The 21,993-nt window shown below is 71.0% G+C and carries 22 protein-coding genes and 2 pseudogenes; 13 read left to right on the forward strand and 11 right to left on the reverse strand.

Features of this window, described 5'->3' with window-relative positions:
* The first annotated feature begins 421 nt into the window (after positions 1–421).
* Genes LQ326_RS31595 through LQ326_RS31610 form a run of 3 tightly spaced genes read left to right on the forward strand, consistent with a single transcriptional unit; the run spans position 422 to position 3,358 of the window.
* Entirely contained in the window at positions 422–736 is a 315-nt protein-coding gene (locus LQ326_RS31595) for a circadian clock KaiB family protein (protein WP_234542474.1), read from the forward strand.
* Complete coding sequence (gene kaiC / locus LQ326_RS31600) at positions 733–2,259, forward strand: circadian clock protein KaiC (RefSeq protein ID WP_234542475.1); 1,527 nt, start codon at positions 733–735, stop codon at positions 2,257–2,259. The genes LQ326_RS31595 and kaiC overlap by 4 nt, the downstream gene beginning before the upstream one ends.
* A 52-nt stretch (positions 2,260–2,311) precedes the next feature.
* The gene (locus LQ326_RS31610) at positions 2,312–3,358 is read left to right on the forward strand and encodes a PP2C family protein-serine/threonine phosphatase (protein WP_308402058.1); all 1,047 of its coding nucleotides are present in this window, start codon (positions 2,312–2,314) and stop codon (positions 3,356–3,358) included.
* Positions 3,359–3,445: 87 nt separating this feature from the next.
* Here LQ326_RS31610 and LQ326_RS31615 read toward each other — a convergent pair whose 3' ends face one another.
* The 4 genes and pseudogenes from LQ326_RS31615 to LQ326_RS31630 all read right to left on the reverse strand — a co-directional run bounded on the left by LQ326_RS31615 (position 3,446) and on the right by LQ326_RS31630 (position 6,273).
* Positions 3,446–4,222: a recombinase family protein gene (locus tag LQ326_RS31615; RefSeq protein WP_234542476.1), complete on the reverse strand. Its 777-nt coding sequence runs from the start codon at positions 4,220–4,222 to the stop codon at positions 3,446–3,448.
* A 243-nt stretch (positions 4,223–4,465) separates the two neighbouring features.
* Positions 4,466–4,935, reverse strand: a pseudogene (locus LQ326_RS31620) (NUDIX domain-containing protein).
* Between the two features lie 2 nt (positions 4,936–4,937).
* The gene (locus tag LQ326_RS31625) at positions 4,938–5,612 is read right to left on the reverse strand and encodes a transposase (RefSeq protein ID WP_234542477.1); all 675 of its coding nucleotides are present in this window, start codon (positions 5,610–5,612) and stop codon (positions 4,938–4,940) included.
* Positions 5,613–5,700: 88 nt separating this feature from the next.
* Positions 5,701–6,273: a TetR/AcrR family transcriptional regulator gene (locus tag LQ326_RS31630; RefSeq protein WP_234542478.1), complete on the reverse strand. Its 573-nt coding sequence runs from the start codon at positions 6,271–6,273 to the stop codon at positions 5,701–5,703.
* 104 nt (positions 6,274–6,377) lie between these two features.
* Between LQ326_RS31630 and LQ326_RS31635 the strand changes: the two genes are divergently transcribed.
* The 3 genes from LQ326_RS31635 to LQ326_RS48845 all read left to right on the forward strand — a co-directional run bounded on the left by LQ326_RS31635 (position 6,378) and on the right by LQ326_RS48845 (position 8,143).
* On the forward strand, positions 6,378–6,686 hold the full coding sequence (locus LQ326_RS31635; RefSeq protein WP_234542479.1) for a YdhR family protein: 309 nt from the start codon (positions 6,378–6,380) through the stop codon (positions 6,684–6,686).
* Between the two features lie 85 nt (positions 6,687–6,771).
* Positions 6,772–7,491, forward strand: a complete 720-nt coding sequence (locus LQ326_RS31640) for a VOC family protein (RefSeq protein ID WP_234542480.1) — start codon at positions 6,772–6,774, stop codon at positions 7,489–7,491.
* 415 nt (positions 7,492–7,906) lie between these two features.
* Positions 7,907–8,143: a transposase gene (locus tag LQ326_RS48845; RefSeq protein WP_234542571.1), complete on the forward strand. Its 237-nt coding sequence runs from the start codon at positions 7,907–7,909 to the stop codon at positions 8,141–8,143.
* On the opposite strand, the gene LQ326_RS31650 is transcribed toward LQ326_RS48845, so the two are convergent.
* Positions 8,079–8,735, reverse strand: coding sequence for a recombinase family protein (locus LQ326_RS31650; protein ID WP_234542481.1), 657 nt, complete (start codon positions 8,733–8,735; stop codon positions 8,079–8,081). The two genes, LQ326_RS48845 and LQ326_RS31650, sit on opposite strands and share 65 nt — an antisense overlap.
* A 107-nt stretch (positions 8,736–8,842) precedes the next feature.
* Between LQ326_RS31650 and LQ326_RS31655 the strand changes: the two genes are divergently transcribed.
* A complete protein-coding gene (locus LQ326_RS31655) occupies positions 8,843–10,483 on the forward strand; it encodes a DNA repair helicase XPB (RefSeq protein WP_234542482.1) in 1,641 nt (546 codons plus the stop codon).
* On the opposite strand, the gene LQ326_RS31660 is transcribed toward LQ326_RS31655, so the two are convergent.
* Positions 10,441–11,610, reverse strand: a complete 1,170-nt coding sequence (locus LQ326_RS31660; protein WP_234542572.1) for a glycosyltransferase 87 family protein — start codon at positions 11,608–11,610, stop codon at positions 10,441–10,443. The genes LQ326_RS31655 and LQ326_RS31660 overlap by 43 nt on opposite strands.
* 156 nt (positions 11,611–11,766) lie before the next feature.
* A complete protein-coding gene (locus LQ326_RS31665) occupies positions 11,767–11,952 on the reverse strand; it encodes a hypothetical protein (RefSeq protein ID WP_234542483.1) in 186 nt (61 codons plus the stop codon).
* 349 nt (positions 11,953–12,301) lie between these two features.
* Here LQ326_RS31665 and LQ326_RS31670 point away from each other — a divergent pair, with 349 nt between their 5' ends.
* Positions 12,302–14,404: a HelD family protein gene (locus tag LQ326_RS31670; RefSeq protein WP_234542484.1), complete on the forward strand. Its 2,103-nt coding sequence runs from the start codon at positions 12,302–12,304 to the stop codon at positions 14,402–14,404.
* Positions 14,405–14,489: 85 nt separating this feature from the next.
* On the opposite strand, the gene LQ326_RS31675 is transcribed toward LQ326_RS31670, so the two are convergent.
* Positions 14,490–15,200: a copper homeostasis protein CutC gene (locus LQ326_RS31675; RefSeq protein ID WP_234542485.1), complete on the reverse strand. Its 711-nt coding sequence runs from the start codon at positions 15,198–15,200 to the stop codon at positions 14,490–14,492.
* A gap of 133 nt (positions 15,201–15,333) precedes the next feature.
* Positions 15,334–16,040 (reverse strand): annotated as a pseudogene (locus LQ326_RS31680) (maleylpyruvate isomerase family mycothiol-dependent enzyme).
* A gap of 46 nt (positions 16,041–16,086) precedes the next feature.
* Between LQ326_RS31680 and LQ326_RS31685 the strand changes: the two are divergent.
* Positions 16,087–16,752: an HD domain-containing protein gene (locus tag LQ326_RS31685; RefSeq protein WP_234542486.1), complete on the forward strand. Its 666-nt coding sequence runs from the start codon at positions 16,087–16,089 to the stop codon at positions 16,750–16,752.
* Between the two features lie 10 nt (positions 16,753–16,762).
* Complete coding sequence (locus tag LQ326_RS31690; RefSeq protein WP_234542487.1) at positions 16,763–17,833, forward strand: GNAT family N-acetyltransferase; 1,071 nt, start codon at positions 16,763–16,765, stop codon at positions 17,831–17,833.
* 14 nt (positions 17,834–17,847) lie between these two features.
* On the opposite strand, the gene LQ326_RS31695 is transcribed toward LQ326_RS31690, so the two are convergent.
* Together LQ326_RS31695 and LQ326_RS31700 are read right to left on the reverse strand one after the other, a co-directional pair.
* Positions 17,848–18,117 carry a DUF4031 domain-containing protein gene (locus LQ326_RS31695; protein WP_234542488.1) on the reverse strand — a complete coding sequence of 90 codons (270 nt, stop codon included), beginning with the start codon at positions 18,115–18,117 and terminating at the stop codon, positions 17,848–17,850.
* The gene (locus LQ326_RS31700; protein WP_234542489.1) at positions 18,114–18,497 is read right to left on the reverse strand and encodes a DUF8819 family protein; all 384 of its coding nucleotides are present in this window, start codon (positions 18,495–18,497) and stop codon (positions 18,114–18,116) included. Before LQ326_RS31700 ends, LQ326_RS31695 begins: the two co-directional genes overlap by 4 nt.
* Before the next feature lie 55 nt (positions 18,498–18,552).
* Between LQ326_RS31700 and LQ326_RS31705 the strand changes: the two genes are divergently transcribed.
* The 3 genes from LQ326_RS31705 to LQ326_RS31715 all read left to right on the forward strand — a co-directional run bounded on the left by LQ326_RS31705 (position 18,553) and on the right by LQ326_RS31715 (position 21,978).
* On the forward strand, positions 18,553–19,500 hold the full coding sequence (locus LQ326_RS31705) for a MurR/RpiR family transcriptional regulator (RefSeq protein ID WP_234542490.1): 948 nt from the start codon (positions 18,553–18,555) through the stop codon (positions 19,498–19,500).
* Between the two features lie 134 nt (positions 19,501–19,634).
* Entirely contained in the window at positions 19,635–20,564 is a 930-nt protein-coding gene (gene murQ, locus LQ326_RS31710; RefSeq protein ID WP_234542491.1) for an N-acetylmuramic acid 6-phosphate etherase, read from the forward strand.
* Positions 20,565–20,580: 16 nt separating this feature from the next.
* Positions 20,581–21,978, forward strand: a complete 1,398-nt coding sequence (locus tag LQ326_RS31715) for a PTS transporter subunit EIIC (protein WP_234542492.1) — start codon at positions 20,581–20,583, stop codon at positions 21,976–21,978.
* Positions 21,979–21,993: the final 15 nt, after the last annotated feature.

Raw genomic sequence — 21,993 nt, forward strand, 5'->3', positions numbered from 1 at the left:
ACGACAGTCCACTAGTGCCGCGGCAGACAACGTTCGCCCGTCAAGGAGCGGCGTCCGGTGCGTGCTCTGGGGGTCCCCCCGGCCGGAGGCTGGGGGGAGTGCCGGCCGGAAGTCCTCGTACTGGACGTACTTGGGCTTTCGGCCGGTGCGGCGAGAGTGCGTGCCGGGCGTCGCGACGGGGCGAACGTTGCCTGTTGCGGCACTGGACCCCACACCGCTTGCGCCTCGCGGTGGACGGCTCGGCATTCAGGTGGCACGGCTGCCCGGACTGCCGCCTACCCACACGACGCCGAAGTGCCGACCCCACCGTCGACGGCCGCACCGCCCACACCTGACCCGCCCAGGTTAGTATATAAATCATGTTTTGTTCGTTTAGTGAGGGATGGGGTGCCGGGCAAAGAGTCGATGACGGATGAATCGCATGGAGGTCGCCACGAGGTACTCCTTCAGGCTCTTTGTGGCCGGACACACGGAGCGGTCCTCTGCTGCGGAGGCGAACCTGCGCGCGTTGTGCAAATCCCATTTGCCGGGTGGTTTCGACATCGAGGTCGTCGACACCGCTGAGCAGCCGGCTCTCGCGGAGGAGCAGCGCATCCTGGCCACTCCGATCGCGATCAGGCTCGCACCGTTGCCGCAACTGCGGGCGATCGGTGACCTGTCCGATCAACGCCGCACGGCCTACGCACTCGGACTTCCGGCGCCGTCCGGTCCTGCCCGACAGGGGAACGCGGAATGAATGGCATCGATGCGATCGAACGGCTCCCCACCGGCATCCGGGGCTTCGATCCAGTCGCCCTCGGCGGGCTTCCCAAAGGTCGTGCGACTCTCGTCACTGGAACCACCGGCAGCGGCAAGACCTTGTTCGCGGTGGAATTCCTGGCCCGGGGCATCCTCCATTCGGGAGAGCCGGGAGTGTTCGTCACCTTCGAGGAGACGGCGAAGGACATCCGGCGCAACTTCGCCTCGCTGGGCTTCCCGATCAGGCAGTGGGAGGACGACGGGAAGTGGGCCTTTGTCGACGCCTCGGCCGACATCGCCGTGGAGGCACCGGTCATCGGCACCTTCGACTTCGGCGCCTTGGAGGCGCGGATCGGGCATGCGGCCGGCCGGATCGGCGCCGCCCGGGTTTCGGTCGACGCGCTCGACGCGCTCTTCACCCGCTTCGCCGATCCCGCGATCGTCCGTCACGAGATCGCGCGGATGGTCTACACCCTGGAAATGACCGGGGCCACCTCGATCATCACCGCGGAGCGCTCCGGTGAGCACGACGGCGTGTCCAGGTACGGCGTCGAGGAGTTCGTGGTCGACAACGTAATCACCCTGCGTAATGTGCTGTCGGACGAGCGCCGGCGCCGGACCGTGGAAATCGTCAAGTTCCGCGGCGCTCCCCACCGCACGGGGGAATGGCTCTTCGCCATCGATCCGACGGACGGGCTCGTGGTGATCCCGCTCGCGTTCCTCGCCCTGCCCCTCCCGGCCACCTCCCGGGTACGCGTGTCATCGGGCCTCCCCCAACTGGACGAGATGTGTGGGGGAGGGTTCTACAAGGATGCGATCACCCTGGTGACCGGCCCGAGCGGCGTCGGCAAGACGCTGTTGAGCCTGAAGTTCATCACCGCGGCGGTGGCGGCGGGCGAGCGCTGCCTTGCCTGCTCCTTCGACGACGCCCGGGAGCAGGTCAAGCGGAACGCGGCAGGCTGGGGGATGGACATCGACGCCATGGAGGCATCCGGCCTACTCCGCCTCATCGCTGACTACCCGGAGACGGCATCGCTGGAGGACCATTTCATCCGGATCAGGCGGGCTATCGAAGAGCACGAGCCCGAGCGGCTGGTTATCGACACGATATCCGCGCTGGAGCGCATCGCCTCATCCCGTGCGTTGCTCGACTTCATCCTTGCCCTCGGTGCGCTCGCACGCCAGCGCGGGATCACCACGCTGCTCACCTCGGCGCCACCTGGCCGACCCACCCGCCGGCTCACGTCATCCCTCTCGGAGGAGATCGCCAGCCTCACCGACGTCACGATCATGCTGCGTTACTTCGAGCGCGCCGGCCAGGTCCACCGTGCCATCGTGGTCACGCAGACCCGCGGTTCCGCCCATGACCCTGGCATCCGCCTGGCGACGATCGACTCCGACGGCATGCACATCGGCGAGCGGCTCAGCGCCCACATCGGCATCCTCGCGTCCGGCGAAACCCTCCAAGGGGAGACGCCGGCAGCGGTCGAGACAGAAAGCCACCGGCAAAGTGATGAATGAGGTTGCCGCCGGCCGGGAGGGCAAAGAGATGGAGGGTCCAGGCTCCGCCGACGTGGAGTTCGCCGCCGAGATCAGCCGCCTGATCGTGCAGGAGTCCGCTGACGGGGTCATCGCCGTGGACGAGCAGGGGATCGTCCGGCTGTGCAATCCGGCCGCGGCAGTGCTCTTCGGCCGCCCCGCCCGGGAGTTGCTCGGCGCACCGTTCGGTTTCCCGATCGTGACGGGCCGCTCGACGGAGGTGGAACTGATGCTGCCGGGCGGCGGCAACAGGGTTGTCGAGATACGAACCGTCACCACCGCTCTGCACGGCGAGCCCTTGCATGTCGTCGCCCTGCGGGACGTGACGCGCCGACGACACATCGAACGGGGCGCTGAGCGCTTCCAGCGGCTGTTGCAGCCGGAGCTGCCGGACCTGGCCCCGCTCGACGCAGCCGCCGTCTACCGGCCCGCAGCCGTCGGCGTCGGATACCTCAGCGGGGACTGGTACGACGCCATCCCGCTTCCTGACGGCGCTGTCGGCGCTGTGATCGGCGATGTCGCTGGGCATGACCTGCACGCTGCGGCCGCGATGGCCCAGATCCGCAACATGCTGCGCGCTCTGTTGTTCGACCGCCGCGCCGCGCCCAGCGCCGTCCTCGCCGCGCTGGACCGCACCCTCCAGGCGATCACGCGACATCCGGTCACCACCGCGTGCGTGGCCCGCATCGAGCCTTGTGACAGTGGCTGGAAGCTGAACTGGAGCAGCGCAGGCCATCCCCCACCCCTGCTGCTCACTGCCTCCGGTGCGACTGAGTACCTGCACATCGAGCCGGGTGTCCCGCTCGGCGTGGATCTCGAGCAGACTCGCTTCGACGACACCCGTCTCCTGCCCGCGGGCGCAACGCTGATCTTTTTCACCGATGGGCTGGTCGAACACCACCACCACCCCATCGACGCCGGACTCACCGCACTCGCCGACCTCGCCACCGCCCACGCCGACTTGCCGTTGGACGACTTCGTGCAGACCCTGGCCGACCAGCACCCCAGCGAAGGCCAAGACGACATCACCATCCTCGCCCTGCGCATGCCCGCCCAGCCCTGCTGCGGAAGCGCTCCGTAGGCGCCGTCATAGGGCAGGGTTCAACGGCGACCAACGCTGACAGGCGACGACCAGGCCCGAAACGCTGCCCCCGCCCCACCAGCCCGCTCAGCTCACTCGTAAAGCCCCCCTCACCCCCCACAGTTTTCTCAGACGACTTATAGGTGCGTGCCCGATGCGTGCCCGATGGGTCGGCGAACTGCGGTCAGCAGCGGTCAACCACGGTGTGTCAGGACCACCCTGTGGCTCTGAGGGCCATTCGGTCGTGGCGTCGTGGCCGGTTGAACCGTGCGACGACGCTCGATCGCTGTCGGCTGGTCCTGGTGCTCGGAGTGATCGGGTTGCTTTCTGGTCTTGGTGTCCGCCTTGGCGGTGTTGCGCGCTGAGTGGCTGGGGGCCGCCGGAGCGGTGGCGGAGACATGGAGCGGCGGCGGCCCCTGGCCGCCAGCGCGCGGCCCGCCGCAGGCGGGCAGCCTTGATCCAGTAAAGAGTGGTGTCGGACTCCAGCTCGGCGAAGACCGCGATGACCTTCGCCATGGCCCGGCCCATGGACGACGTGAGGTCGAGGGGCTCCGTCGCCGACGCGAGCGCGACGCTCTGGTGCTCGGCGAGTCGCATGATCTCCGCGAAGTCGACCGTCGAGCGTGCGAGCCGGTCGATCTTGAAGAACACGATCACGTCCAGCTCGGCGAGCCGAGTGAGGATGCGTTGCAGTCCTGGCCGGTCGAGGCCCCGGGAGAAGCCCGAGACATCGATGTCTTCTTCGACGACTATGACCTCCCAGCCACGTGCCTCACACAGCGCCTCGCACGCCGCTCTCTGGCGCTCAGGAGAAGTCGTCTCGTCCGTTTCACGCGATAGGCGAACATAGATAGCGGCGCGCATCCCCGGCGCGCTGGCCGGTACCGCCCTTCCGGCGCCGGGCACGGGGCATGGCCCGAGCAGTGACAGGTGCAGTGTCTGTCACGCTGACGATCCTATCTGCGGAGGTATGCGTGTCCTGCCTAATCGTCCATACGATCAGCAGCATCATCCAGGACGACGGTAGGGCGGCGTTTGCGTGGCCTGCTCGCAGAATTTGGTGCCTCAACGGCAGCGTGACGGGTAGCAGTTGGAGCGCAATACGAGTCAGCCGAGATAGGGACGGTCACGGTGCTCCAGGAAGTGACGGATCCGGAGCCGCTGCGTGTGGTGCATAGGCAGTTGAGCGATCTCCTCCGGCTGGACGAACCGCAGCTCTGTGGACTCGTCCGAGATCGCGAGTTGGCCGCCGACCGTGCGGGGGTGAAGCAGATGTTGAACTGCCGGCGCACCTCACCGTCCGAGTAGGCGATGACGTGGCGAGGGTCGGTGTACGTGCCCACGAGCCCGGTGATCTCTACGTCCAGCCCCGTTTCCTCCTTCACCTCGCGGACGGCCGTTCCCGGGAGTGAGTCGGTCATCTCCATGCCGCCACCAGGGAGCGCCCAGAGATCGTTGTCCCGGCGGCGCTGAAGGAGCACGCGCCCTTCGTCGTCGGTAACCACGGCGGACGCGGCGACCACCAAGCTGTTCGGCTCTGGTGCCGCCGGGTCGTCGTAGTACTCGGTCCGTGCCATGATCACCCTTCGCCTACCGGCGTCGCGGTCTCCCACACCGCGTCGAAGCTGCTGGCGTAGGTGTCGAACATGCCGCCCTCTCCGCTGCGCCGAAGATGCATTCGGCCAGGCCAGAAGGCCCCGGCCCACAGGGTGCGGCCCTGCGCGTCAGTGACGACGGTGGCCTTCTTGGTGTTCTGCCGCATCTTGCCCGAGACGAAGGCGCGACGGCCCGGCTTGTTCGCCCGGGGGCGTCGAACCCGGACCTCCGTGCCGTCCAGCCGCAGCTCGGCATCCTCGGCCGCCACATAGGCGAAGACGTCTGCGAGAGTGCGAAGCCGAAGGTCACCCTGTTCGGGAACAGCAAAGCCACGAGCGGCCAGAAGGGGACGGACCTCGTGGACAGCCCGGGTGATCGTGGAGCGGTCCACTCCGTAGAGCAGGGCCAGAGCCCCGTGCGGGAGCTGGAACCTCAGGACGACCAGCGTGGCGATGACCCGGTCGGTGAACACCAGCTGGTGATTGGGTCCGGCGCCGGCCGCACGCAACCGGCTGCGGCCTCGGCGCTCGTGCAGTCGGCCCTCCTCGGCGGCCATCCACGCCTGGGCCAACTCTGCGATCAGCGAACCGAGTCGACGGCGCTGGAGGCCGGTGAAGAGACGGTGGGACAAGGCCGTGCGGCCAAGGTATTGCGTCACAACAACACCCAACCCACACGTCCCTGTTCATGCCATGGCAGAAGCATGATCGTTACAGTCGCGCCCGTTGCCATGTTCTGGCACTGGGTCAACCCGAGCTGGGGAGAGCGGACAGTAGGGCCGCGGCGGCGCTGTCGAAAGGCGCGATGCTGCCGGCTGCGCGACAGAGGATGTGGGCGCCTTCGAGTGTGACGATCAGGAGGGTGGCCAGATCGGCGGCCTGGGATGGACTCATTCCGACGTGGGTGAGTTTTCCGGTGAGCTCGCCGACCCAGCCGGCGAACCCTTCGGCCGCGACAGCGCGCAGGCTGCTCTGGTCGGCAATGGCCGCACCGCCGTCGACGGTGACCGCCGCGACCGCGCAGCCGCCGCCCCCGGCGGACGCCTGCACCACGGGGCGGACGTTGCCAAGGAATGCCTCCACGACTTCGCGTGGGGTGCGGGCCGGCAGTTCGTGCAGGTGGCCGCGGACGTCCTCCGCGTTGCGGCGGGCGGCTTCGAGCGCGAGTTGCTGTTTGCCGCCCGGGAAGTGGTGATAGATCGCCCCGCGCGCGGCACCGCTCTCGGCCAGGACGTCGGTGAAGGACATCGCGGCCAGGCCGTGGCGTTGCAGCAGCCCGATCGCTGCGCTGATCATGCGGGACTTCGTGTCCGCGGCCATCGCACCCCCCTTGACTAGTACGGCCATCCTACTCCATGCTCACATTACTAGGACGCACGTACTAGTCGCGTGGGCCGGACAGGCCCCGAAACCGGAGGTTCGTGATGGGCAAGACCTTTCTCTACACCGAGATCCAGGCGGCAGTGCCGTTCGAGCAGTTCGACTGGCACCAGGTCAACGCGGCACTGAAAACCGCACCGGGCCTGATCCGCAAGACGTGGCTGTCCGGGATCGGCACCCACACCATCGGTGGCTTCTACGAATTCGACAGCGCCGAGAACGCCCTGGCCTTCGCCCAGGGCCCCTTCGCCGAAGAAGCCCGCCGGGCCGGAGCCCCGGCTACGACACGACTGTTCGACGGCGACATCGTCAAGGACGCCAGCATCGACCTGAACTCGCCCTACTACACCTGACACCGCAGGCCGTCGCCGACATCAGTACTGGACACCGCCTCGCTCCACCGCCGGGGCGAGGCGGCCCCAACGGAGAGGCATGTCGATGAACATCGCGCGACACCCCGAGAACAGCGTGAGCTGGATCGACCTCGGTACCCCCGACATGGAGACGACGACGGCGTTCTACACCGCGCTGTTCGGTTGGACCGTCGCCCCACCGGACCCCAACGGCTACCGGCTCTGCACACTGCGCGGACAACTCGTCGCCGCCCTGGGGCCGGCCGAGGACGCCGGCGCGCCCTACTGGACGATCAACGTCACCGTGGCGGACATCCAAGCCACCGCCACCCGCTTCACGAACCTGGGCGCCCAGATCATCGTGGCACCCAGCCGGGTCGGGACACTCGGCCACGCCGCCGTCGCGATCGACCCCGTCGGCGCACCACTGTCACTCTGGCAGCCCGGCACCCATGCCGGCATGCAGCTGAGCCACGAACCGGGAGCCTTCGCCGGCATCAGCCTTCTCACCGACCACCCCGAGCGGGCCGCCGCCTTCTACCGACCAGCCCTGCACTGGAACTCCAACCCTGAGCACACCGAGTTCCGGTTGCCGGACAACTCCATCGCCGCCACCAGTCCGGCGCCGGGGAAACCAACGGCGCAGCGATCACTCTGGCTGGTCAGTTTCGCCAGCAGCAGACTCGATGCCGACGCCAAGCAGGCCCGACAGCTCGGTGCGAGCGACGTTCGCCAGGACTCCAACGGAGACGTGGTCTTGCGCGATCCCACCGGCGCTCTGTTCGGCCTTGCCCAGCACGCTTGATAGTGCCGCTCCGCCCGAACGCGTTGCCCCAGGCAATCGTGCACCAAGCTGTTAGAAAGGGCCTTGACCTGAGCCACCGGAAGTCAGCCACGACGGCGGGCGTGCCGAACGAGCACCCGCCACGTGTGTTTCCAGCAACCCCCCGTCGGCCTCAGCCACGCTTCCTCCATGCGTCACAGGCCGCAACTCCTTCCGGCCTGAGCGTTTTTCGCATAGGCCAACTGGGCTCGGACTTCGTCGCTGAGGACCATGCGGCTTTGAAACGGTGTGAGCTGCACCCCGTTTCGTGGAGTCCCTGATGCCAGGGTTACGATCCTGGCGAAGGAGATCCACCAACACCATGCCAGCACCCCGTAAATAGCCGGACGAGCTCCGTGAGCGGGCCGTCTGCGAGGTCCGCACCACCGGCCGCCCGATCGCGCATGTCGCGAAGGACCTCGGCATCCGCAAGGAGGCCCTGCGCGGCTGGGTCCGCCAGGCCGAGGCCGACCATGGCGAGCGTGACGACCGGCTCACTACCGCCGAGCGTGACGAGCTGAAGCAACTCCGCAAGGAAGACGCCGAGTTGAAGCGGGCGAACGAGATCCTCAAAGCCGCCTCGGTGTTTTTTGCCCAGGAGATCGGCCGTCCCCGGACGAGGCCGAGCAGGTGATCGACCACTGCCTCTCCTTCAGGGTCGCCAGTCGCTCTTCCGGCTTGGCGTACTGCTCCGCGTACCGGATCGCTCCGTCGTCACCTCTGAACAGGCCCCGGTCGTAGCGATCCTTCTGCAGGTCGGCCAACGCTTCCTCGGCCTGCCTGATCTGCGGGCGGAAGTCCTCGCCCGCCTCCTGGACCATCCGCATCCCGATGGTGTCGGACTCCAGCTCAGCGAAGACGGCAATCACCTTCGCCATGGCCCGGCCCATGGACGACGTGAGGTCGAGCGGCTCCGTCGCTGACGCGAGCGCAACGCTCTGGTGCTCGGCGAGTCGCATGATCTCCGCGAAGTCGACCGTCGAGCGCGCAAGCCGGTCGATCTTGAAGAACACGATCACGTCCAGCTCGGCGAGCCTGGTCAGGATGCGCTGCAGTCCCGGCCGGTCGAGCCCTCGCGAGAAGCCTGAGACGTCGATGTCTTCCTCGGCGGCCACGACCTCCCAGCCACGTGCCTCGCACAACGCTTCACAGGCCGCGCGCTGGCGTTCCGGCGAAGTCGTCTCGTCGGTTTCGCGCGATAGGCGAACATAGACAGCGGCGCGCATCCCCGGCGCGCTGGCCGGGACGCCCTTCCGGCGTCGGGCACGGGGCATAGCCGTGCTGTGACAGGCGTTGTTTCTGTCATGAGACGACCTTATCCGCGGAGGTATGTGTGTCCTGCCTAATCGTCCAGTCCGACAAGACGCTGCTCCTGGAAGTCGACCACGAGCGGGCCGACGACTGCCGTCGGGCGATCGCGCCCTTCGCCGAGCTGGAGCGGGCGCCGGAGCACATCCACACCTACCGGGTGACCCCGCTGGGGCTGTGGAACGCGCGGGCGGCCGGGCACGACGCCGAGCAGGTCGTGGACGCGCTGGTCGAGTACAGCCGCTATCCGGTGCCGCACGCCCTGCTGGTCGACATCGCCGAGACGATGGACCGGTACGGCCGGCTGACACTCAGCAAGCACCCGGCGCACGGGCTGGTGCTCACCACCACCGACCGGCCGGTCCTTGAGGAGATCCTGCGCTCCAAGCGGATCATCCCGCTGGTCGGCGCCCGGATCGACCCCGACACCGTCGCCGTGCACCCCTCCGAGCGGGGGCAGATCAAGCAGACTCTGCTGAGGCTGGGCTGGCCCGCCGAGGACCTCGCCGGGTACGTGGACGGGGAGGCCCACCCGATCGAGCTCGCCGAGGACGGCTGGGCGCTGCGGCCGTACCAGAAGCAGGCCGTGGAGAACTTCTGGCACGGCGGGAGCGGGGTCGTCGTCCTGCCGTGCGGGGCCGGGAAGACCCTGGTCGGTGCCGGGTCCATGGCGCAGGCCAAGTCGACCACGCTGATCCTGGTGACCAACACCGTCTCGGCCCGGCAGTGGAAGCACGAGCTGGTGAAGCGGACGAGTCTCACCGAGGACGAGATCGGGGAGTACAGCGGGACGCGGAAGGAGATCCGGCCCGTCACGATCGCCACGTACCAGGTCCTCACGACCAGGCGGAAGGGCGTCTACCCGCACCTCGAGCTCTTCGACTCCCGCGACTGGGGGCTGATCGTCTACGACGAGGTCCATCTGCTGCCGGCTCCTGTCTTCAAGTTCACCGCCGACCTGCAGGCGCGCCGGCGGCTGGGGCTGACGGCCACCCTCGTGCGGGAGGACGGCCGGGAATCGGACGTGTTCTCTCTCATCGGGCCCAAGCGGTTCGACGCTCCGTGGAAGGAGATCGAGGCGCAGGGCTACATCGCACCCGCCGACTGTGTGGAGGTGCGGGTGAACCTGACGGACTCGGAGCGGCTGGCGTACGCCACCGCCGAGACCGAGGAGAAGTACCGCTTCTGTGCGACCACCGCGACCAAGCGGAAGGTCACGGAGGCGATCGTGCGGCGCTTCGCCGGGCAGCAGATCCTCGTCATCGGTCAGTACATCGACCAGCTCGACGAGCTGGGCGAGCACCTGAACGCCCCCGTCATCAAGGGCGAGACCTCCAACGCTCAGCGCGAGAAGCTCTTCGACGCCTTCCGCGAGGGCGAGATCAGCGTGCTGGTCGTCTCGAAGGTCGCCAACTTCTCCATCGACCTGCCGGAGGCGACGGTCGCCATCCAGGTCTCGGGTACCTTCGGCTCCCGCCAGGAGGAGGCCCAGCGCCTCGGCCGCGTCCTGCGCCCGAAGGCCGACGGGCACCAGGCCCACTTCTACTCCGTCGTCGCCCGCGACACCATCGACCAGGACTTCGCCGCCCACCGGCAGCGCTTCCTGGCGGAGCAGGGGTACGCCTACCGGATCATGGACGCGGACGAGCTCCTCGCGGAGAGCTGAGGGCCGTCCGGCAGGGCGGCGCCGGTCCCGTGCGGCAGGGCGGCGCCGCGCCTTCGCAGGGCGATCGCGGCGCCCGCCAGCAGCGCCAGCCCCAGGAGCGGGTACGGCGCCGCGAGCGGCTGCTGCCACCACGGCAGGTGCAGGTCGCGGTCGCCCTCGTGGGGCAGCAGCCACATCGTGCGCGCCGTGAACACGAGTGCCGCCGTGGCCGCGAGGAGCGTCCGGCCCTCGGCGAGCAGCACCGCCAGCAGCGGGACGCACCACACCCAGTGGTGGGACCAGCTGATCGGGCAGACCAGCAGAGCCGTGAACGCGGTGAGCAGGATGCCCCAGCGGTCGCGGTGGGGGGCCCGGTCGCAGCGGGCGGCACGGTCGGCCGGTGCGTCGCCGTCGTCGGATGTGTCGCGGGTGCGCGTCGCCAGCCACAGACCCGTCACCGCCACCGCGGCCGCCGGCAGGAGCCAGGCCGGGCCCGGTGCCGCGGTGCCCGTCGCTCTCGCGATCAGGCCCTGGAGCGACTGGTTGTCGATGATCCAGGCCTTGCCGACCCGGCCGGTCTCGAACAGGCGCCGGGTCCAGAAGTCCACGGTGGCCGTGGGGAGGAGGAGGGCGCCCAGCAGAGCGGTGCCCGCGAAGGACGCCGTCGCGGTGGCTGCCTCCTTTCTGCGCGTGGTGAGGAACAGGTAGCCGATGAAGATCGCCGGAGTGAGTTTGACGCCCGCCGCGATGCCCAGGGCCACACCCTTGGCGCGGGCGCCGGGCGGGCGGGTCAGGTCCCACAGGACCAGGCAGGCGATGGCGAGGTTGACCTGGCCGAAGAGCAGCGTCTGGAAGACCGGCTCCAGCCAGAGGGCGAGCCCGGTGGCCGCGCCCAGCAGCGGGAGGGGTGCGGGGCGGCCGGCCAGGCGGGCGGAGAGGGCGACGAGCCAGGCGAGCAGGAGCGCGTTGCCCGCGAGGAACGCCGTCTTCAGGGCCGGGACGGGGATCCAGGTCGTCGGGACGAACAGGACCGCCGCGAAGGGCGGATACGTCGCCGGCAGCCGCCACTCGGTGACCGTGAAGCCGTACAGATCACCGCCGTGGACCACGGCTTCGCCCTCCGCCCGGTAGACCAGCAGGTCGGCCATCGGGGCGTGCAGCAGGAGGCAGAGGGCGGCGAAGGTGCAGAAGGAGACCGTCAGTAAGGGGAGGGACAGGCGGAGGGATGCGAGGAGGGATGGGGAGGCGGAGGAGGCAGCGGGCGATGTCACCGTCCGGATCGGCACAGTGGTGACCCTATGCCGTTACTTGCGGCGTATGCCCGCTTCCTCACCGTACTCACCGAGTATCACGACGCTGAACGCCGCGCCGACGAAGACCTTGACGGCGCGCAGGGCGTCGCCCAGGCGGTGGTGGGTGTGGGCGGCCCCGTCGACGGCGGTGGCGCCCGGGGGGCGGCTGGGGGCTGGGTGGATGGTTGCTGCGCTCATGCCTCAATGGTGGAACTTCGGGCATAAGCAGGGCATCGGTCCACGGGTCCAATTTCCGGCATTCCCCCGTCCACCCTTCGGCGGACCCCGCCCCCCACCCCCGCCCCACCCTCCGGGTGACGCTTCCCCTAGGGGACGACCGGCCCCCTCCCCGGCCCCTCCACGGGAGACGGCCGGCCGCCGGAAAATCCATTGGCCTCCGCGGCCCCTGTCTCACTAGAATCTCCGCTCTTGCCCGCCTCCGCCCCCCGGAGTGCCGTCGGCCGGACGGAAACCGGTCGGCTGATCGTCACCTGTGCGCCATCCACACCTGAGCGCCATCGACTCGCAGGCCTTCGGAGGCACCCCCTTGTCCACGCCCGCCCACGACCCGCTGGCGGACCCGCGCCCCGCCCCCGACCCCGACCCGCTCTCCCGCGAGCGCGCCCACCTCGCCCAGTCCCGCGCCGCCCTGCGCGCCATGCGTGAGGACGTCGAGTCGCTGGACATCAGTGACGTCACCGCGAACTGGGTCAACGCCGAGGTCCTCGCCCGCCAGATCGAGGAGCGCATCAAGGCGCTGGCCGACCTCAGCGACACCCCGCTGTTCTTCGGCCGCCTCGACTACCTGCACGCCCCCGGCGCCGACCGGGCCGAGGGCGCGTACGGGGAGCGCCCGCGGCCGGAGGACGCCTATCAGACGCTGCACATCGGGCGCCGGCACGTGCACGACCAGGACGGCGACCCGATGGTCATCGACTGGCGGGCGCCGGTCTCGCAGCCGTTCTACCAGGCGTCCAAGAAGGACCCGATGGGCATCGCGCTGCGCCGTCGCTTCGGTTACACCCGCGGCGACATCACGGCGTACGAGGACGAGCACCTCTCCGACCCGGCTGAAGCGGCCCGCACCAGCAAGCTGCTCCAGCAGGAGATCGAACGTCCGCGCGTCGGCCCGATGCGCGACATCGTGGCGACCATCCAGCCCGAACAGGACGAGATCGTGCGCAGCGGGCTCGGCGGGACGGTGTGCGTGCAGGGTGGCCCGGGGACCGGCAAGACGGCCGTCGGCCTGCACCGGGTCGCCTACCTTCTCTACGCCCACCGGGAGCGGCTCGCCCGCACCGGCACCCTGGTCATCGGGCCGAACCGCTCCTTCCTGCACTACATCGAGCAGGTGCTGCCCGCGCTCGGCGAGCTGACCGTGCGGCAGGCGACGGTGGACGACCTGGTGGCCCACGTCGAGCTGACGGGGACCGACGACGCCGCCGCCGCGATCGTCAAGGGCGACGCCCGGATGGCGGAGGTCCTGCGCAGGGCCGTATACGCGCACGTCACTCCGCCCACCGAGCCGGTCGTGGTCGTGCGGGGCTCCCGCCGCTGGCGCGTGGCGGCGTACGAACTGGAGGACATCGTCCGGGAACTGCTGGACCGTGGCATCCGGTACGGCGCGGCACGCGAGGCCCTGCCGCAGCGCATCGCGCACGCCGTGCTGGTCCAGATGGAGCGGTCGGGAGAGGCGCCCGACGACCGCGTGCAGGACTCGGTGGCCCGCAACGCGGCGGTGAAGGCGGCCGTCAAGCGGATCTGGCCGCCGGTCGACCCGGCGAAACTCGTCCTGCGCCTGCTCACGGACGCGGACTACCTCGCGGAACACTCCGCCGGGATCCTCGACGAGGACGAGCAGAAGACGATCGTCTGGGCGAAGCCGGTGCGCGGCGTCAAGGCGGCGAAGTGGTCGGCCGCGGACGCCGTGCTGATCGACGAGACGATGGACCTCGTCCAGCGGACGCACTCGCTCGGCCATGTCGTCCTCGACGAGGCGCAGGATCTGTCCCCCATGCAGTACCGCGCGGTCGGCCGCCGGTGCAGCACCGGTTCGGCGACCGTTCTCGGCGACCTGGCGCAGGGCACCACGCCCTGGGCGACGCGGAGTTGGGCCGAGGCCCTGTCCCACCTCGGCAAGCCGGACGGCGTCGTCGAGGAGCTGACGGCGGGCTTCCGCGTCCCGACCGACGTCATCACCTACGCCTCCCGGCTCCTCCCGCACATCGCCCCCGGCCTCGCCCCGGTCGCCTCGGTCCGTGAGAACCCCGGTTTCTTCGCCGTGCGTCCCGTCACGGGCACCGCCGAAGTGGTCGCCGCGTGCGAGGAGCTGCTGCGCAACGAGGGCTCGACGGGCCTGATCGCGGCGGACGCGCGCGTGCCCGCGCTCACGGCGGCGCTGACGGCGGCGGGCATCGGCCACCTGACCCCCGGCGAGGAGACCACGGCCGAGACCCGCCTCACCCTGGTCCCGGCGTCCCTGGCCAAGGGCCTGGAGTACGACTACGTGGTCCTCGACGAGCCCCAGGCCGTCGTCGACGGCGAACCGGACGAACGCACCGGCCTGCGGCGCCTGTACGTGGCCCTCACCCGGGCGGTGTCCGGTCTGATCGTGACCCACGCGGCCCCGCTGCCGGCGCAGCTGGCCTGAACCGGCCGTCCTCACCGCACCGGCGGCGGCTTCGCCCGGCGGAGGAGAAGACCCCCCGGCCCTGCTCCCGGGCCGGGGTCGTGTCTCACCGCGGTACCGCGTCCCCGGACCGGTCCAGCGCCCGGCGCCAGGACCGCACCGCTTCCTCCGACACCGCCCCGGCCCAGCCCCCCGGCCGCGCCGCGCCGCCGATGTGGAAGGCGTCGACGCCCGCCGCTCGCAGTTCGGCCACGTGATCGAGGCGCAGGCCGCCGCCCACCAGGAGCGTCTGCTCGTACCCCGGCTCCCCGCACCGCCCCGCCTCGGAAAGCAGCCTGGGCAGCCCCTCGTCCACGCCCTCCGCGGCGCCCGCGGTGAGGTAGGTGTCGAGGCCCGGCAGGTCGGCGAGCTGCTTGCGCAGGGCGTCCCGGTCCGCGGCCCTGTCGATGGCCCGGTGGAAGGTCCAGCGGCAGCCGTCCAGCCCGGCCACCACCCGCTCCACCGCGTCCAGGTCCACCCCGCCGTCCGCGTCCAGGAACCCGAACACGAACTGGTCGGCCCCGGCCGCCCGCAGTTCCCCGGCCACCCCCACCAGGCGGTCGGCGTCGCCCGCCGCGAACCCGTCCGACAGCCGCAGCATCACGCGCAGGTCGATGTCCACGGCGGCCCGGATCGCGGTGAAGGTCCGGGGCGGCGGGGTCAGCCCGTCCGCCGCCATGTCGGTGACCAGTTCGAGGCGGTCCGCGCCTCCGGCCTGGGCGGCGACCGCGTCCTCGGGGTCGAGGGCGATCACCTCCAGGACTGCACGCGTGCTCATAGGGCCCCTTCCGTGGTGTTCCCCGTGTACCCATGCGACCGACCACGGGATCCGCTCCGGAGGTCTAGTCCAATCAAGGGTAAGCGGGGAACGGCGGCGGCCGCGAGACCGCCCCGTCACCCACCGGCCGCATTCAGCCGTAGAGGTTCAGCTCCGCCACCTCCGCCCCCATCAGCTCGTACGACGTCCCGTCCGTCGGCCGGCCGGTGTACAGCCGTACGAGCGTCGCCGCGTCCCCCAGGAAACGGGCCGGGGTCCGGGTCCCGCTCGTCTCGCCCAGGTGCAGCGTCTCGTCCACGTCGTCCAGATCGGCCTGGAGCCGCAGGTGGCCCCGCTCCCGGGTCACCCGGGCCAGGAGGGGGAGCGCGTGGGGCAGGCCCGCGCCCGTGTAGGCGCCGGGTTCCCCGAGGGCGTCGCGGACATCACCGGCGTGCACCCTCCCCCACTGCCCTAAAGGCGTGGGGGGACCCCCACCCCGAGGGCGATCCGGTCCAGCGCGCCGTCGGCCCGCCCCGCGATCACGTCCCCGGCCTCGGTCATCCCGCGCTCCAGTTCGTCGAGGACCCGGACCGTGGTCCAGTCGGCGCGCTCGGCGATGTCCCGGTCGTTCGACTCCGGCGAGAACACGCCGGGCCCGAAACGGCCCTCCACCACCCGGATCAGGGCGGACGAACAGTGCGCGAGCACGTCCCGCACCGTCCACCCCGGACAGGCGGGGGCGGGCAGCGCGAAGTCCGGGTCCGGCCGGGACCGCAGGAGCGGGAGCAGCGTGTCGCGCTCGACGGTGAGCAGACGTCCGGGCAGCAGGGGGTCGCGTGCGTCGTCAGTGGCAGCAGTCATGCGTCCACGCTAGGGCGATGTCGGTGGCGGGCGGGAGAATGGGCGCATGGCCGATCTCGACGCCCTGCGCGCCCGCTGGCTGACCGCCTTCCTCAGGTCGCGGGACGACGACTCCCGCACGCCCGACCCGCACCGGTACGCCGACGAACTGCTCCGCCGCTGGCAGGAGCCCCAGCGGCGGTACCACACGGTCGCGCACCTCGTCGCGGTCCTCGACCACGTCGACGTGCTGGAGGAGTACGCGGACGAACCGGACCTGGTCAGGCTCGCCGTCTGGTTCCACGACGCCGTGTACCTCCCGGACCGGTCGACGAACGAGGAGCGCTCGGCCCGCCTCGCCGAACGCGCCCTGCCCGAGGCCGGGCTCCCGGCACGGCAGACCGCCGAGGTCGCCCGTCTGGTCCGGCTCACCGTCACCCACGACCCGGCCCCCGGCGACCGCAACGGCGAGGTCCTGTGCGACGCCGACCTCGCGATCCTCGCCGCCCCGCCCGCCGCGTACGCCGCCTACACCGCCGAAGTACGCGAGGAGTACCACTTCGTCCCGAACGACGCCTTCCGTGCGGGCCGTTCCGCGGTCCTGCGCCAACTCCTGGTCCTGCCGCAGCTGTTCAGAACGCCGTACGGCCGTACCGAGTGGGAGCCGACCGCCCGCTACAACCTCACCGCCGAGCTGGAAATGCTGTCGACCGCCGAGGACCCGGCGACCTAGGGTGCGGCTCATGCGTGAACTGGGCGGGGAGCAGATAACGGAGGCCGTCGCCGGCTGTGTCGCGGCGCTGCGGCCGGCGGTGGCACGGGACTGGACGGAGGTGACGGCGGGCGGGCTGGACTGGAACTGCCACGAGACGGCGCTCCACGTCGCCGACGACCTCGTCGCCTACGCCGGCAACCTGGCGGGGCGCGCCCAGGGCAGGTACGTGCCCTTCGAGCTCAAGCTCGACGAGGGCACCGACAACTCCGGTCTGCTGCAGGTGATCGAGACGACCGGCGCCCTGCTCGCCGCCGCCGTCCGCACCGCCCCCCGCCACGTCCGCGCCTTCCACCCGTACCCCTTCCGCAGCGCCGACCGGGCGGGCTTCGCCGCCATGGGCATCGCCGAAGTCCTGCTCCACACCCACGACATGACACAGGGCCTGGGCCTCCCCTACCGGCCCGCCGGGGAACTCGCCGAGTCCGTCCTCGCCTACCTCTTCCCGCACGTCCAGCCCGGTCCGACGCCCTGGCCGACCCTGCTCTGGGCCACCGGCCGCGGCGAGCTGCCCGGCCGCGCCCCGGTGACCGACTGGCGCTGGAACAACAACCTCGTCATCCCCGCCGAACGCCTCGACCTCGTCGGCATCCGCCCCGCCGAAGCCCGTGACCTGCGCCTCGGCGGCGACGGCGGCTTCGAGTGGATCGAGGGCGGCCCCTACGAGGGCACCCGGGACGCGGCCGGCTTCCTGCTGAAGGCCTACGAAGGGGGCGTGCACCGGCCCGAGTTCGGCGTCTTCGCCCTGGTCCGCCGGGAGGACGGCCGGGCGATCGGCGGCATCGGCTTCCACTCCGCCCCCGACGACGAGGGCCGGGTGGAGATCGGCTACGACCTGACCGTGGCCGCCCGCGGCCACGGCTACGCGACGGAAGCACTCCGCGCCCTGGCCGACTGGGCGTTCGCCCGGGACGACGTACGGTCCCTGTTCGCGACCACGGAGGTGGCCAACATCGCCTCGCAGGCGGTCCTCACCCGCGCCGGGTTCAGCAAAGTGAGCGAGGACGACGAGGGGCTCGCCTTCGAACTGCGGAAGAAGTAGCGGCCGTTACGCCGTCACCGGGGCACGCCGCGCTTGCGCCGGCGCAGCCCCGCCCCGTGCAGCAGCCGCACCACCTCGCGGCTGCTGACCTCCACGGCACCGGCCAGTACCGCGTCGGCGTAGCGGTGGGAGGGGAGGTCGTAGTGGTCGCGCTCGAAGCCGCGCCGCGGCACGCCCAGCCCCTCGGCGAACAGGTGCAGCTCGGCGTATGACACATCGCTGACCAGGTGGGACCACATCCGGCCGTGACCCGGCCAGTTCGGCGGGTCGATGTACACCGTCACGAGGGCGACTCCCCGTCCCGGAAGCCGCCCAGGGAGCCGACGGAGGCGACCTTCACGCCCGCCTTGTGGCACACCCAGTGCGGGTCCGGGCCGAGTTCCGGTTCGACGTCCAGGGCGTGCGGGTCGCCGGAGCCGCACACCGGGCACAGCGGCCAGCGGCCGTACCGCTCAAGGAGCGCGTCCTGTACGTCCTGGGCCACCAGGCCCGCCACGTACTCCGCACCGTCCGGCCACTGCTGGACCCACCATCGGCGCTGTACGACGGAGTCCTCCACCAGCGAGACCACGTGCGCCTCGGCGACCTCGCCGGCGACCAGGTCGGCGAGAACCAGGGCGCGGGCTGCGTGCAACGCCTGCTCCAGGGGGCTTACGGGGTCCATGGACCCATTGTGCGCGGTCTTGACCGGACGACCGAACCGAAAATATCTTTCAAGGGTGACCGAGGGTGTGAAGGAAATTTTCCGACCCCGTGAAAACGGCAACGGCGGTGGCAGCGGCGTCGCGCCGCCGGCTCCCGCCGCCCTCGCGGCCAAGGTGCGGACCCTCGCGCCTTCCATGACCCGTTCCATGCAGCGCGTCGCCGAGGCCGTCGCGGGCGACCCGGCCGGCTGCGCGGCCCTCACGGTCACCGGACTCGCGAAGCTCACCGGTACCAGCGAGGCGACCGTCGTCCGCACCGCCCGGCTGCTCGGCTACCCCGGCTACCGCGACCTGCGGCTCGCCCTCGCCGGGCTGGCCGCGCAGCAGCAGTCGGGGCGGGCGCCCACGATCACCACCGACATCTCCGTCGACGACCCGATCGCCGACGTCGTCGCGAAACTCGCCCACGACGAGCAGCAGACCCTCGCGGACACGGCGGCCGGTCTCGACACGGCGCAGCTGGGGGCCGCCGTCAGCGCGCTCGCCGGGGCGCGGCGGACCGATGTGTACGGCATCGGGGCGTCGGGGCTGGTGGCCCAGGACCTCACGCAGAAGCTGCTGCGGATCGGGCTGATAGCGCACGCCCACAGCGATCCGCATCTCGCGGTCACCAACGCGGTGCAGTTGCGGGCCGGGGACGTGGCGATAGCGATCACGCACTCGGGGGCGACCGAGGACGTCATAGAGCCGTTGCGGGCGGCCTTCGAGCGGGGGGCCACGACCGTTGCCGTCACCGGGCGGCCGGGGTCCTCGGTGACGCGGTACGCCGACCACGTGCTCACGACGTCGACCTCGCGGGAGAGCGAGCTGCGGCCGGCGGCGATGTCGTCGCGGACCAGTCAGTTGCTGGTGGTGGACTGTCTGTTCGTGGGGGTGGCGCAGCGGACGTACGAGGCGGCGGCGCCGGCGTTGGCGGCGTCGTACGAGGCGCTGGCCCATCGGCACCGGAGTTCTCCCCGATAGACCGCAGGGCTTGATCATCGTGGGACGTGCCGGTTCGTCGTGGCCTGTCGCGCCCACGCGGCGGTGGCCGCGCATCCGATACCGCTCCGCGCCCCTGGGGGTGCACTCGACCGAGTCAGGAAGAGCCGTTTCCCATGACCACCGAACACCGTGCTCTGCGCTCCGAACTGGAGTCGCTCACCACCGAGGCGTTCCGCCCCGAGCTCGCCGGGATCGACACGCTCCCCACCCTCGACATCGCACGCCTCATGAACGGGGAGGACGCCAAGGTCGCCGCCGCCGTGGCTCTCCGGCTGCCCGAGATCTCGGCCGCGATCGACGCCATCGCCCCCCGTATGGCCCACGGCGGGCGGCTGGTCTACGCCGGGGCCGGTACCGCCGGGCGGCTCGGGATCCTGGACGCCTCCGAGTGTCCGCCCACCTTCAACACCCGGCCCGGTCAGGTCACCGGGGTGATCGCGGGCGGGCCGGAGGCCATGGTCACGTCGGTGGAAGGGGCCGAGGACTCCGCCTCGCTGGCCCGGACGGACCTCGACGCCCTCGGAATCGACGCCTCCGACACCGTCGTCGGGATCTCGGCCTCCGGCCGCACCCCCTACGCCGTCGGCGCCGTCGAGCACGCCCGCGGTCTCGGCGCCCTGACCGTCGGTCTCTCCTGCAACGCGGGCAGTACGCTCGCGGCCGCCGCCGAGCACGGCATCGAGGTCGTCGTCGGCCCCGAGCTGCTCACCGGCTCCACCCGCCTCAAGGCCGGCACCGCCCAGAAACTCGTCCTCAACATGCTGTCGACGATCACGATGATCCGGCTCGGCAAGACCTACGGGAACCTGATGGTGGACGTCCGCGCCTCGAACGAGAAGCTGCGGGCCCGTTCGCGGCGGATCGTGGCCCTGGCGACCGGCGCCGGGGACGCCGAGATCGAAGCGGCCCTCACCGAGACCGGCGGCGAGGTGAAGAACGCCGTCCTGGTGATCCTGGCCGGCGTCGACGGGCCCACCGCCGCCCGCCTTCTGGAGGAGTCCGGCGGTCATCTGCGCGCGGCGCTCGCCACGACGGGCGGCTGACCCGCACGCTCGGAGGGTGCAGAGATCGTCGTACGACACCGCCGCCGCGCTGCTGCCCCTGGTGGGCGGCCCCGCGAACGTCACCTCCGTCGCCCACTGCATGACCCGGCTCAGGGTGGGTCTGGACGACCGCTCGCTCGTGGACGCCGAGGCGGTGCGGGCCGTGCCGGGGGTGCTGGGGGTGGTGACCGACGGGGACACCGTGCAGGTCGTCATCGGGCCGGGGGCCGTGGTGACCGTGACCGCCGAGTTCGAGAAGCTGCTGTCGGCGCGGCGGCTCGCCGTCCGCGGAGCCGAGCTGCGGGCGGACCGGGCCCGCCGTAACGCGACCCCCGTCAAGACCGCCCTGCGCCGCGTCGCCGACGTCTTCGTGCCGCTCATCCCGGCCCTGATCGGCTGCGGGGTCCTGGCCGGACTCAACGGGCTCCTGGTGAACACCGGCCGGCTGCCCTGGCTCACCCCCGCCCTCGCCGCCATCGCCTCCGGCTTCATGGCCCTGATCAGCGTGTTCGTCGGGTACAACACGGCGAAGGTGTTCGGCGGGACGCCGGTCCTCGGGGGCGCGGTCGCGGCGATCGCCGTCTGGCCGGGCGTCGCGAAGGTGACCGCCTTCGGGGTGACGCTCGCCCCCGGGCAGGGCGGGGTCCTCGGAGCCCTGGCGGCGGCGCTGCTCGCGACGTACGTCGAACGGTGGTGCCGGGGCCGCGTCCCCGACGCCCTCGACGTCCTCCTCACCCCCACCGTGACCGTCCTCGTCGCGGGCCTCGCCACGCTCTACGGCCTCATGTACGCCGCCGGTCGCGTCTCCTCCGCCATCGGCACCGCCGCGAACTGGCTGCTCGTCACCACCGGACCGTTCGCCGGACTCGTCCTCGGCGGCCTCTTCCTCCCCCTCGTCATGCTGGGCCTGCACCAGGCCCTGATCCCCATCCACACCACCCTCATCCAGCAGCAGGGCTACACCGTCCTGCTCCCCCTCCTGGCCATGGCGGGCGCGGGCCAGGTCGGCGCCGCCCTCGCCGTCTACGCCCGCCTCCGCCACGACACCTCGCTGCGGACGACCATCAGGTCGGCGCTCCCGGCCGGACTGCTGGGCGTCGGCGAGCCCCTCATCTACGGCGTCTCGCTCCCGCTGGGCCGCCCCTTCCTGACCGCCTGCGCGGGCGGGGCGGCGGGCGGCGCCTTCGTCGGTTTCTTCGCGGTGCTCGGCGACCGGGTGGGCGCCACCGCCATCGGCCCCTCGGGCTGGGCCCTGTTCCCCCTCCTCACGGGCAGCGGGGGCCCGGCCCTGGCGGCGGCGATCTACGCGGGCGGCCTGCTGACCGGTTACGCCGTGGGGTTCTTGGCGACCTACGTCTGTTTCAGCGGCGCCGGGGGCCCGGCGGGCCGGTCGCCTCGGCGCTCCACGGGATGAGGTCACCGGGGTCGT

It is taken from the genome of Streptomyces shenzhenensis, assembly GCF_021462265.1.
Taxonomy (GTDB): Bacteria; Actinomycetota; Actinomycetes; order Streptomycetales; family Streptomycetaceae; genus Streptomyces; species Streptomyces shenzhenensis.

Coding starts and splice junctions, on each gene's coding strand:
- murQ (WP_234542491.1), top strand. CDS start 19,635: ATGACCACCGAACACCGTGCTCTGCGCTCCGAACTGGAGTCGCTCACC.
- LQ326_RS31665 (WP_234542483.1), bottom strand. CDS start 11,952: ATGAGCGCAGCAACCATCCACCCAGCCCCCAGCCGCCCCCCGGGCGCC.
- LQ326_RS31635 (WP_234542479.1), top strand. CDS start 6,378: ATGGGCAAGACCTTTCTCTACACCGAGATCCAGGCGGCAGTGCCGTTC.
- LQ326_RS31615 (WP_234542476.1), bottom strand. CDS start 4,222: ATGCGCGCCGCTATCTATGTTCGCCTATCGCGTGAAACGGACGAGACG.
- LQ326_RS31630 (WP_234542478.1), bottom strand. CDS start 6,273: ATGGCCGCGGACACGAAGTCCCGCATGATCAGCGCAGCGATCGGGCTG.
- kaiC (WP_234542475.1), top strand. CDS start 733: ATGAATGGCATCGATGCGATCGAACGGCTCCCCACCGGCATCCGGGGC.
- LQ326_RS31685 (WP_234542486.1), top strand. CDS start 16,087: ATGGCCGATCTCGACGCCCTGCGCGCCCGCTGGCTGACCGCCTTCCTC.
- LQ326_RS31690 (WP_234542487.1), top strand. CDS start 16,763: ATGCGTGAACTGGGCGGGGAGCAGATAACGGAGGCCGTCGCCGGCTGT.
- LQ326_RS31595 (WP_234542474.1), top strand. CDS start 422: ATGGAGGTCGCCACGAGGTACTCCTTCAGGCTCTTTGTGGCCGGACAC.
- LQ326_RS31650 (WP_234542481.1), bottom strand. CDS start 8,735: ATGCGCGCCGCTGTCTATGTTCGCCTATCGCGCGAAACCGACGAGACG.
- LQ326_RS31660 (WP_234542572.1), bottom strand. CDS start 11,610: ATGGCCGACCTGCTGGTCTACCGGGCGGAGGGCGAAGCCGTGGTCCAC.
- LQ326_RS31640 (WP_234542480.1), top strand. CDS start 6,772: ATGAACATCGCGCGACACCCCGAGAACAGCGTGAGCTGGATCGACCTC.
- LQ326_RS31675 (WP_234542485.1), bottom strand. CDS start 15,200: ATGAGCACGCGTGCAGTCCTGGAGGTGATCGCCCTCGACCCCGAGGAC.
- LQ326_RS31700 (WP_234542489.1), bottom strand. CDS start 18,497: ATGGACCCCGTAAGCCCCCTGGAGCAGGCGTTGCACGCAGCCCGCGCC.